The 11,899-nt window shown below is 43.7% G+C and carries 8 protein-coding genes and 1 rRNA gene; 7 read left to right on the top strand and 2 right to left on the bottom strand.

Features of this window, described 5'->3' with window-relative positions; genetic code table 11:
• Positions 1 to 2 precede the first annotated feature (2 nt).
• A 5S ribosomal RNA gene (rrf, locus tag K7R11_RS11205) occupies positions 3 to 110 on the top strand.
• A gap of 287 nt (positions 111 to 397) precedes the next feature.
• Here rrf and K7R11_RS11200 read toward each other — a convergent pair.
• Both K7R11_RS11200 and fabG read right to left on the bottom strand, forming a co-directional pair.
• A complete protein-coding gene (locus tag K7R11_RS11200; protein ID WP_224490824.1) occupies positions 398 to 1,792 on the bottom strand; it encodes a tetratricopeptide repeat protein in 1,395 nt (464 codons plus the stop codon).
• 1 nt (position 1,793) lies between these two features.
• Positions 1,794 to 2,531, bottom strand: a complete 738-nt coding sequence (fabG, locus tag K7R11_RS11195) for a 3-oxoacyl-ACP reductase FabG (protein WP_224490822.1) — start codon at positions 2,529 to 2,531, stop codon at positions 1,794 to 1,796.
• A gap of 419 nt (positions 2,532 to 2,950) precedes the next feature.
• Between fabG and K7R11_RS11190 the strand changes: the two genes are divergently transcribed.
• The 6 genes from K7R11_RS11190 to K7R11_RS11165 all read left to right on the top strand — a co-directional run bounded on the left by K7R11_RS11190 (position 2,951) and on the right by K7R11_RS11165 (position 11,882).
• Positions 2,951 to 4,489 (top strand): sodium:solute symporter family transporter, encoded by a 1,539-nt coding sequence (locus K7R11_RS11190; protein ID WP_224490820.1) that lies wholly within the window; start codon positions 2,951 to 2,953, stop codon positions 4,487 to 4,489.
• A 25-nt stretch (positions 4,490 to 4,514) separates the two neighbouring features.
• Entirely contained in the window at positions 4,515 to 5,429 is a 915-nt protein-coding gene (locus K7R11_RS11185) for an alpha/beta fold hydrolase (protein ID WP_224490818.1), read from the top strand.
• A 55-nt stretch (positions 5,430 to 5,484) separates the two neighbouring features.
• Positions 5,485 to 7,971: a TonB-dependent receptor gene (locus K7R11_RS11180; RefSeq protein ID WP_224490816.1), complete on the top strand. Its 2,487-nt coding sequence runs from the start codon at positions 5,485 to 5,487 to the stop codon at positions 7,969 to 7,971.
• Positions 7,972 to 8,069: 98 nt separating this feature from the next.
• Positions 8,070 to 9,056 (top strand): 3-oxoacyl-ACP synthase III family protein, encoded by a 987-nt coding sequence (locus K7R11_RS11175; protein WP_224490814.1) that lies wholly within the window; start codon positions 8,070 to 8,072, stop codon positions 9,054 to 9,056.
• A gap of 18 nt (positions 9,057 to 9,074) precedes the next feature.
• The gene (menE, locus tag K7R11_RS11170; RefSeq protein WP_224490811.1) at positions 9,075 to 10,586 is read left to right on the top strand and encodes an o-succinylbenzoate--CoA ligase; all 1,512 of its coding nucleotides are present in this window, start codon (positions 9,075 to 9,077) and stop codon (positions 10,584 to 10,586) included.
• A gap of 165 nt (positions 10,587 to 10,751) precedes the next feature.
• Positions 10,752 to 11,882, top strand: a complete 1,131-nt coding sequence (locus tag K7R11_RS11165) for a glycerate kinase (protein ID WP_224490809.1) — start codon at positions 10,752 to 10,754, stop codon at positions 11,880 to 11,882.
• Positions 11,883 to 11,899: the final 17 nt, after the last annotated feature.

Below are 11,899 nucleotides of genomic sequence, written 5' to 3'. Positions count from 1 at the left end.
CTTAAGGTGGTTATTGCGACGGGGCTCACCTCTTCCCATTCCGAACAGAGCAGTTAAGCCCGTCAGCGCCGATGGTACTACGAAAGTGGGAGAGTAGGTCGCCGCCTTCTTTGAAACCCTCATCATGTAAATGGTGAGGGTTTTTTTATGCGTTTAGGTTACAGGTTACAGGTTACCGCGTGATGTGTGATGCGTAATGAGTGATGCGTGATGCGGGAAGTGTGATGTGTTACAGGGTAAACGTTACAAGTTACAAGTACAACTGGTACTTTCCACTCTCTACTCTCTACTCTCTACTCCCTACTAACTACTCCCGACTCCCGACATCAACCAGTCGTTCCTTATTCCTTATAGAAACAGAAGAAATATCCAAAAAAGCAGGAAGTAATAAGGGTTATTAGACTAATTCGTGAATCGCAGTCTCCAGTATTTTAAGAATGGCGTCTGAAGGTGTGATGCGATAGGTGCTCTTCAGAGATTCTATTTCGCGGTCGATCTGTTCCTTGAACTTCTTCTCAGAAAGATTCCCTTCCTTATACGCGATCAGTTTCGAGAACCATTTAAAGTAAGGATAGCCTGCATACTGTGAGAGGTTGATGCGTTCACTTTCCAACAGGTCGTATTTCTTGATCAGGCGTTTAACCGTTGCGTAATTCCCGGTATAAATCAGCGACTCCATATAGTTTCGGAAAAATCGCTTCCAGTTGTGCTCAAGAATGTCTTTTTCGTAGATATCCAGCTGATTTTCTGCATAGCTGCACGCTTTCTGGTATTCTCCATTGTGGTTATAGCACCGTATCAGGGAGGAGATAAAGAGTGTTCTGTTATAACGATTCGACATATTCCTTACATAGGGAAGTGCCTGTTGCATGAGTTTAAGCGCCTTTTCGGCCCTTCCAAGACGTAACAGGTTGAAGCTGTAATTGGTCAGGTACATCACATAATCAGGACCGTCATGCTTGATCGAAAGCTCCCCGTAATGAAGGGCAAGATCGTGTTTATGGAGTTTCATTAACAGCAATTGTTTATTCCCGTAATAGTTAATGAGTAATTTCCGGGAATAGTAGAGGCCACTTACAATGTCTTCCTCGATGGTTCCGTAATACTGAAGGGTTTGTTGGATATAGCGCTGATCCATGAGCGCGAGGTAGGTGAGAAGAACGAGGGCCTGGTATCGGTTAAAACCATCGAGATTCCTGTCTTCAATATTCTTTTTCAGCCATGGGATCCATCTGGAAGATTGCTCCGTAAGCGTATTCTCATGATAATCCTTTACAATGTCGGAGGTTGCCTGGATCAGGCGACTGTGAAGGTCCTTACTTCTGTTGTATTCGTCCTGGTATACATGAATAAAATTATTAATGGTGTGGTAGTCATTCATACGTACCCGGATCAGTAAAAAGGTAAGGTAACTTTTCACCACTTCATAAAAACGAATAAAATGGTAGTGATGGGGCTTGTATTCCCCGATCAGTTTCAGGAGTTCGCTCTCTTCCTCCGTATCAATAAGATCAGCCTTGATGCGGGTGTCGAGTTCATTGAGTCTTTTATATAAATGATCAGTATCGTGCTCCTGAAGGTTGGTTTGCATCCATTGCATGAGGTGAGAATACTTCCGCTTATTTATGGAAATGTCGTAATCCCGTGTGAATCCACCGGAGTGAATGTTATGATAGACCGTCTCAAAAATATTGAGACGGTCTTCATCACGGAATTGTTTCTTCTCGTTGAGCAAGCTTACCTCGTGAGGTAAAAGGGTATCGATATATGCAACGAATTTCTTTAATTTCATTTTATAGTACAAGTCCTCCGTCTACACTGAGGGTGGTTCCTGTGATAAATTTAGCATCATCGGATGCCAGAAATGCATAAGCCATGGCGATATCTTCGGGCTGCCCTAATTTTCCCAGAGGGGTTTTGTCTTCGAGGTCCTGTATCACCTTCTCAGGAATAGTGGTTACCATTTCAGTGGCGATGAATCCCGGAGCCACCGCATTAACGCGTACTCCTTTTCTTCCCATCTCTCTGGCCCATACTTTAGACATACCGATAACTCCCGATTTGGTAGCTACGTAATTGGTTTGCCCGAAATTCCCGTACAAACCAACGATGGATGCTGCGTTGAGGATAACTCCGGATCCGGCTTCCATCATATGGATGCCCACACATTGAGCGCAATTGAAGACACCGGTCAGGTTAACATCGATGACCTGTTGCCATTGTTCCTGGGTCATTTTCTTTAAAGTGCTGTCCCGGGTGATTCCTGCGTTATTGATTAAGACATCTATTTTTCCATATTTACCTATAATAGTGTTCACTGCTTGTTCAACAGAGGATCGGTCTGCTACATTGACTTTCATGAATTCAAGGCTGGATCCTTCGTTCTCCCTGATAAAAGCGTTACCTTGTTCTTCGTTGATATCCCAGCAGATCACACTACCGCCACGGGCCAGAAAAAGCTCACTTGTGGTCTTCCCGATTCCGTTGGCACCGCCGGTTACAATAATTACCTTGTCTTTAAATTGAGTCATGTTTTTAAGATTTTTCTCAAATCTATCATTAAAACTACTGGGGAATATCGGGAATTTATAAATATAGTTAGTGGACTTTTAACGTTAAGTTCTCATAATTATATTTATACAGCTGTAAATCAATAATATAAAAAAGTCCGTTAGAATATTGACTTTTGGTTTTATTCAGCTGGAATTTACTGAATTGATATTGGAAGAGGGCAGAATTAATCCTGAAACGGCTTTCAAAGCCCGATATTGAAGAAAAAACCTTCATTTTACGACGATATTGTCTTAAAAAGTCAACCCCAAAATTTTCTCAATTCATTTCTTGGAAGTACTAACTTAATAATTAATATTAGCCAACAATTTGAAAAAAAGAGTGGGGCATAATTGTAGATGCCTCAATTATAAAAACCAATAATTGCAGATTTAACAGTATGAGCCAGCTTTCCCCAAATTTAACCATTGCAGCCTTGTCTATTTTTGTCCTTCTGTTGATAGGGATGGTGTTAAAGTCAAGGACCTCTTCGGACAATTTAAGATCCTATGCTGTTGGTAGTGTTAGGTTTAGCCCCATTACGGTCGCTTTAGCGCTGGCATCTTCATTAACCAGTGCTGCAACATTTATTATCAATCCGGGATTTATTTCGCTTTACGGTCTTGGAGCTTACCTGGCCTTTGGGGTGGTTATGCCTTTGGCTATTTTCATTGCCCTGGTGTTTCTGATGAAGAAATTCCGAAAGTATGGTGTGCATGTCGGATCGCTAAGTATTGCAGATTGGTTGGGTAAGCGATTTAGCTCTCCTTTTCTGCAAAAGATGTTCGGAGCTTTAAGTGTGCTGCTCATCACTTTCATTGTACTTATTTGTGTAGGGATCACCAAGGTGATATCTAAAGCCATTGACGCAAATGAATTATATGTATTAATAGGACTGGTAATCGTTGTATTTACATATATCATGTTAGGGGGTGCCAATTCCCTGGTCTATACAAATTCTATCCAGGCTGTTGTAATGGTTATTGTTGCCGGGGTTATGCTGTATTCAGGTGCCGGGGACGTATTTGCATCAGGAGAAGCCAATTTGTTTCATCAGCTGTCGGCTGTAGACCCTAAGCTGGTGATGCCGTTTAATGATACGAGCCCTTTGTTCAGGGACTTTTTTGAAGTGGTGGTTTGCAATGCCCTGATAGGTATTGCAATTGTTTGTCAGCCGCACATCCTTACCAAGTCATTAATGTTAAAAGAAGACCATGAGGTCAATCGCTTCCTTGTGTATTCCATACTGTTGCTGGTATTGTTCTTTTCTGTGGTGTTTGTCGGGTTTTATGCGAGGGCCTATTTTCCTGATCTTATGTTTGAGGGAGAGCCGCTTCAGATGGATGGAATAATTCCGGCGTTCGTCGTGTCCAAATTTTCTGCTTATGTAAGCCTGCTTCTGATCATAGGTTTAATAGCTGCCGGTCTTTCCACCCTGGAAGGATTAATTCAGTCGTTGCCTACTTCGATCACCAACGATCTCTTGCTGCCTTTAATGGGTAGGGACACGGATCACAGCTCTGCGATGAAGATCAATCGTATAATAGGCGTTTTAATTGCTATAGTGGTAGTGTATTTGTCCTGGCAGCAATTAACCTCCCCCAATCTTAGTGTAGCAATATTCGCTCAGAATGGTGTGTATGCCTTTTTTAGTGCAGCCTTCGTTCCCGTATTTTATGGGATCTTTACAAAAGTTCAGAATAAACTGATTCCGGTGGTGGGTACCCTTACTGCTTTAGGGGTATATTATTCGGTATACTATCTCGAGTTGACACCTTATATGGAAGGTGCCACCACCAAGAACCCGGCTATCGCTTCAGCCCTGGCTCTTATCATTTCCTTTTTAGTATCCGGAGTGATCTACATTTCACTTAGGGTGGCAGAAAAGAAAGACTCTATTCCAGAGGTGGTTGAGGATCTCGGGAAATCAGCTTCTTAAAAAATAAAAAAATCAGTTTTAAAGGATGAGATTACTATTGTTTATAACCGTTTTTATGTCAACTATTGCCATTTCTGCCCAGGAGCAGGTATTTGAATACGAGCACCAAAATGTAACCCTTCATTATAGGGAATACGGTAAGGGAAATACAACCCTGCTGATGATTCATGGGTTGGGAAGTAATTCCAGGGCCTTTGATAAACTGCTTGCCAGCACCTCAGACCATTTCAGGTCAGTCGTGGTTGATTTGCCGGGTTATGGTGACAGCGCCAAGGGGGAAATGCAGCCGGGAATGAAGAACTACTCGGAGGTTTTGACCGCATTCATAATCCAACAGGGGTATACTGACGTTATTTTGGTAGGGCACTCCATGGGAGGGCAAATCGCACTGACCATGGCGGAGAATACCGTGGAGAAGCCCTGGTTGAAGGGCGTGTTTCTGTTGGCTCCAGCCGGGGTAGAAACCTTTACCCAGGCAGATCGCGACTGGTTTGGACAGTACGTGACTCCTGCGGCTATGTCTATGTTGTCTGCAGAACAGATCAAAGGGAATTTTGATGTGAATTTTGCTTCGGGAAAGACGCCTGAAGATGCACTGTTTATGTACCAGGACCGTATAAAACTTATGGAAAATTCCGATGCATATACGGACTATCTGGAAACGGTAGGTGCTAATATACAAGCCATGTTAACCGAACCGGTTATCCAGGGTTTTCCCGGGATCGAACACCCGGTATGGGTGATTTACGGGGAGCAGGATTACCTGATCCCAAACCGTATTCTTCATCCTTCCCTGACCCTGGAAGACCTTAAGAAAAATTGCAATTTCACCCATCCCAAGAGCAGGTTTTTAACCATCCCGAATGCCGGACATTTTCTGGTATGGGACCAACCTGAAAGGATTGCAGAACTATTGGAAGAATTTTTAAATGATGTCTAACAAAAATTAACACAAACACTTTACTAACCTTTTATTACACCAAAACTGAAATTTTATGAAAATCAAAAATCTATTCTTGTTGCTTTTCGGCTTGTTTATGAGCGCCGGAATATACGCGCAGCAATTTACCATTAAGGGTACGATAACCGATGATTCGGGTATGGCCTTACCCGGAGCGGCTGTTTTTGCTGCAAACCAAAGCGTGGGAACCTCTGCCAATGAAGATGGGGTTTATGAGCTAACCGTTTCTTCAGGAAAAGTAATTCTTGAAGTAACCTATGTAGGATTCTCAAAATCTTCAAGAGAAATTATTGTGAACCAGGATATGTCGGGAGTTGATTTCAGTCTTAGTCCGGGAGTAGCATTGGACGAAGTGGTGGTTTATTCTGGTTCCAGAAAAGCGGAAAAGCTTACCAACTCTCCATCTACAATCGTATCGATCAGTCCTCGTGAAATTGAGGAATTCCCTGGAAATCCTGCTGAACTGGTAGCTCGTAAAAAAGGGGTGGATTATTTCCGTGCTGGTATCGCTACTCCTGCTTTTAATATTCGCGGATTCAATTCCAACTTCAATTCTAAGAACCTTCAGGTTATAGATAACCGTATTTCAACCCTGGTAGCTACAGGACTTCCTATGGGTCCGTTGTCAACCGTTATTAAGGAAGATACCGAACAGGCAGAAGTGATCCTGGGCCCTAATGCTACCCTTTACGGACCTAATGCCCACAACGGTTTGATCAATATCAGAACCAAAGATCCAAGAACCTACCAGGGAGGTACCGTAGTAGGTAACCTTGGGGTGAACGGAGATGGGAATGCCTTTAACTCATTGCGTCTGAGATGGGCAGATAAGGTAAGTGATAAATTTGCCTATAAAGTGACCGGAGAATACACCAGGGCCGAAGAATTTGAATATGCCGACTCTGTTTACATCGACCGTAAGGACGCTGCCGGATTATTGCCGGGAGATCCCGGTTTTGCCGGTCGTGATGGGGTTAAGGAAGGATATGCTGAATTTCAGCTAGATCCGGGAGTGGAGTTTATCAAAGCCGGTGCAACTGCTATCTATACTCCGAAACCGGGAACCGACATCATTGCGACTTATGAGCACAGCAACAGTACCTACCTGTCTCCAACCAATGTTGGTAGAAACCAGATCGTAGACTGGAAGATCAATGTATTGCAATTGCGTTTCAATACCAAGAATTTCTTTGCCCAGGTTTATCGTACCGGGTCAAAAACCGATGACACCTATTCGATCGACGACAGAACCAAGGCGTATTATGCCGGTATCGATGCCGGGTTGTCTCCTGAAGAGGCAGGAGGAGATTTCTCCTATGGCACCGGGGCGCGTTTCCGTGATGACTCTCATCGTTGGAATGCCGAGGCACAGTATACCAACAGCCTGTTTAACGATAAACTGGAATTGGTTACCGGGGTGCAATGGCAGCTGGACAGAGCGAACAGCTTAGGTACCTACCTGCTGGATGAAAATGAAGACGATTATATTGAAGTAGGTCAGATCGGAGGATATGCACATGGACTTTTAGATATGGGACTAGGATTTAAAGTTCTTGGTGCGGCTCGTATCGATAACCATGATGTTTATGGTACTAACTTTATCCCTAAAGCCGGTCTTATTAAGGAATTTGGTAAGGGAACGCTTAGGCTGACCTATGGGCAGGGGATTGCTGCTCCAACCATCCTGAATATGTATGGAAATCTGTTCGGTGGACTTATTCTTGGAAATGCTGAAGGATTTACGCTTATCGATGGTACTGTGGTTGACCCGCAAACCGTTGAAAAACTTAATACCTATGAGATCGGGTACCGGGGAACACTTTTGGATAAGTTCTATATTGATGTGAATGCATACTACAACAATAATAAAGACTTCCTGAGTCCGGTAACCGTTGTTGGTGTAGCTACAGAAAGAGGAGATACACCAATGAGTGAGGTGCAGGCTGCTTACGGAGTTTACAATGGTCTGGTAGCTACCTATATCAACTTTGGAGAAGTAAATACCTATGGTACCGACCTGAGCTTAACCTATGCTATCAATCCATCGCTTAGTGTTACCGCTAATTATTCTTTCTTTGATTATTCATATGATGAGAATAACCTGGAGAATGATTTCAATGGGGATGGGGAAGTGAACAATTTTGACTTCCTGGTAAATGCTCCTAATAATAAAGGAAGTATTGCTGTAAATTATTCCGGAGATAAGTTCTACGGAAGTGTGTTCTCCCGTTTTGTAGAGAAGTACAACTACTTCTCCAGCTTCCAGATCGCTTCGGAAACCTTACCGGGTGAAACCTACAGAGGTACGCCTATCGTAGAAGGAGCACCTGGTACAGATTCCTTTAACTATGGACCACTGGGTGGTTTTGCAACTCTGGACCTGAATGCAGGATACCGTTTTAGTGATAAATTCAGTGTTGGTGTTGCTATCACCAACCTCTTCAACCAGGACTTGAGAGAGTTTACTGCTGCACCTCCGACAAGAGGACTTTACCTTCTGGAAACGAAATTTAACTTCTGATCTGATTTCCGGAAGACTATACCAATAGAAATTATTTGATCCGGCAGGACTGAACATATGTAATGTTCTGCCGGATTTTTAACTAATGAGATAAGGAAATGAAGAATGCAAAAATCATTTCTTCGGGGATGTATGTCCCTGAAAGAAAGGTGCCTAATCAATATTTTAATGAGTTACTGGGGGAAGACGTAGATACCTGGTTACGTGAAAACGTTCATATTCACAACCGAAGATGGTGCGAAGCAGAAGAATCTACCGCTGATCTTTGTGAGAATGCAGCGAGACAGTGCCTGCAAAGGGCCGGATTGAGTCCGGAAGAGTTAGACCTGCTGATCATTGCCACCGATACTCCGGAATATGTTTCACCATCAACCGCAGCGGTGGTTCAGCACAGGCTTAATGCCAGTAAAGCGGGAACCTTTGATTTAAATTCGGCCTGTGCCGGGTTTGTAACGGCCATGGAAACGGCGACACATTTTATCAGAAGCGGAGGGGTTAAACACGCTCTTGTTATCGGCGCCTACGCCATGAGCAAGTACCTGAATAAACACGATAAAAAAACCGTTACACTTTTTGCTGACGGGGCAGGGGCTGTACTGCTTTCTGCCACTACAGAAAAAAATAAAGGATTCCAGGCTGGAAAAATGGTGACCAAAGGAGAGTATGCCGATTGGATGGGGATCTATGGCGGAGGAACGCATCATCCGGTAAGTAGTGATATCCTGCAAAAGAACGATCATCAATTAAAATTCGTCAAAAAATTTCCGCCGGAACTCAATCCAAACATGTGGAGTGCAATGGCGAAGGATCTCGCCTCCCATATGAACATCGGTATTGAGCAGGTAGATCAATTTCTGATCACCCAGATTAATATCAACGCTATTTGGGAGACCTTACGTATATTAGGTGTTCCCGCAGAAAAGGCCCACACCGTAATGCACGAGTATGGCTATACCGGCTCTGCCTGTATACCTATGGCATTTAACGAGGCCTGGGAGAAGGGAAAGGTTAAAGAGGGGGATACCTTGTTTTTCATTGGATCCGGAGGAGGATTAGCTTTCGCGGCAAATGCCTTTATTCTTTAACATCAAAATTTATTCGCTATGATCAATACCTTTGACTGGTTTGCAAAATGGTCGGAGTACAATCCGGAAAAGATCGCTGTAAAGATAGGAGAGACAGGGAAAAAGTATACCTATCGGGAATTGCATTTTGCAGCTAATGCGCTGGCTGTCGACCTGGAAGATACCTATGGTATTCAAAGAGGAGACCGTATTGCTATAATTAGTGATAACAGCATTTACCAGGTACTGCTGTTCGCCGCAGCCCTTAAAACGGGTGCCGTTCTGGTGCCTCTGAATTTCAGGCTCGCTTCGGAAGAGCTGCAGTATATGCTGGAAGATTCCGGAAGTAAATTGCTTTTTTACCGGGATTCCTGCGTGGATGTCAAAAAATTGAAACCGGGATGTGAGGCCGTTGCTATAGATAAGCTTTCTAATTGCTTTAATGAAAGACCTGTTTATAAAAGTAAAAAGCTTCATGAAGAGGATGCTGTTTTTATTCTGTATACCAGTGGTACTACCGGGTTTCCCAAAGGAGCTGTTTATACCCATAAGATGATGTTTTGGAATAGCATAAACACAGCACACAGCCTGAGTTTGACCTCTTCCACAACAACCCTTAATTGTATGCCTCTCTTTCATACCGGAGGTTGGAATGTGTTCCTGACACCGATATTGCATCATGGTGGCACCATGTTGTTGTTTAATAAGTTCGATCCGGCCATGATTCTGGATTGCATAGAGGAAGAGCGTCTGGATCTGTTTATGGCGGTTCCGACCATGCTAAAAATGATGGTGGACCTGCCTCAGTTTTCTGCCAAGGATCTCTCTTCCCTGAAATACCTGATCGTAGGAGGGGAGAGTATGCCGATTCCGCTTATTGATGTGTTTCACCGAAAAGGAATACCTGTGCGGCAGGGATACGGACTCACCGAAGCCGGCCCTAACCTTACGTCCTTGCATCAGGATGAGGCCAAACGAAAAGAAGGGTCTATCGGAAAGCCAAATTTCTATGTGGATATCAGAATTGTCGATGATCTTGGAAAGGATGTTGAAGCCGGAGAACCCGGAGAATTACTTATAGGCGGACCTATGGTAACCCCCGGATACTGGAACAGGCCTGAGGCTACAGAAGGAGCTAAATTGGGTGCCTGGTTACGTACCGGGGATGTGGCTACAATGGATAGTGAAGGCTTTATCTATATCGTAGACCGAAAAAAGAATATGTATATCAGTGGTGGGGAGAATGTGTATCCTGTAGAAGTAGAACGTGTCCTGCTGTCTCATCAGGATGTAAAAGAAGCAGTGGTGATCGGAGTGCCCGATGAGAAGTGGGGAGAAAGCGGAGTTGCTTTTTTAGTGGCCGATCGCGAATTAAACAGCAGCGAAATAAAGAGTTTTTGCCAGGAAAAGCTGGCTAAATTCAAGATTCCGGCAGTAGTGGTAAATTGCTCTGAAATTCCTAAAAATGATACGGGAAAACTGAACCGAAAGCTGTTAAAAGATAATTATCTGAACACTACAACAAGCCATCAGAAAGTAAAAGTAAACTGATTATTTCATAATGGTGAGTTAGGTTTGACCCTAAGGAGTCTCAGGTATGAGGCTCCTTTTTTTTATGCCCACCCCGGGGGGATGGAAGATGTATCCGGAGCTATATGGCAGATTTAGAGCACTTTCAATTATTCGCCTTATATTTAATAAGTAAAATCCTATAGGATGAAAATACTTATTGCTTCAGATAAATTTAAGGATGCCTTAACTCAGGCCCAGGTCAATACCTGTATTTCAGAGGTAATTACAGCTCTAAAGCCCGAGTCTGATCTCGAAACGGTGTCCTTATCTGACGGGGGAGACGGGTTTTTAAAGGTTGTTCAAAATGCACTTCCCGATATTGACATAATCTCTCAAAACGTAAGTGATCCGTTAGGAAGAAATATCAGGGCGTCTTATCTCTACGATCCAGCCAACAGAAAGGCCTATTTCGAACTGGCAGAGGCTTCCGGCCTCTCTTTATTAAAGGAGGCCGAACGGAAGGTGATGAACACTTCTACTTTAGGAACGGGAGAGCTTATTAAACACGCCTTGGAAAAAGGGGCCAAATCCCTGTATATCGGTTTGGGAGGCAGTGCAACCAATGATGCGGGTACGGGTATCGCTCATGCCCTGGGTTTCCGGTTTTTGGATCGGGATGAGCATATACTTCAACCTTGTGGGGCAAATTTATCAGCCATTTCCCATATTGTTATCCCGGATCATTTTCTGGAGGATGCAGAGGTGTTTGCCGTCAATGATGTTTCTAATCCCTTATACGGTCCGGAGGGAGCTGCCTGGGTTTATGCTGCACAAAAGGGAGGCACTCCGGAAGATATCGAAATGCTGGATCAGGGCCTCAGGAATATTTCCCATGTGGTGAATGAGATATTTAAAAAGGATTTAGCGCATATTAATGGAAGTGGTGCAGCGGGAGGAACCGCATTCGGATTAATGGCTTTTTTAGATGCATCTTTTATCAATGGTGCCGAATTTATATTAGACCTGCAGGGCGTCACAAAAAGACTGCAAACGGGAGCATACGACCTCGTGATTACCGGAGAGGGGAGCATTGACGATCAGACCTACTATGGTAAACTGATCTCCGGTTTGGCGGGAGCGGCGGGAAAAGGGGGGACTCCTGTGATTGCATTTTGCGGAGTGAATGCATTAAAACAGCGAAATCGTGAAGACCTTGGACTTCATCAAATTATAGAGATCAGTGACCCGAACAGGGAATTGTCCTATAACCTGCGTCATGCAGAAATGTTATTGAAATCAAAAGCCCTGGAATTCTTCAGGACCTACCTTAAATAATTTAAACCGCTTCAGTA

Origin of the sequence: Robertkochia flava, from assembly GCF_020166515.1 — a bacterium.
GTDB lineage: Bacteria > Bacteroidota > Bacteroidia > Flavobacteriales > Flavobacteriaceae > Robertkochia > Robertkochia flava.
This window is presented reverse-complemented; position numbering and strand designations above follow the sequence as displayed.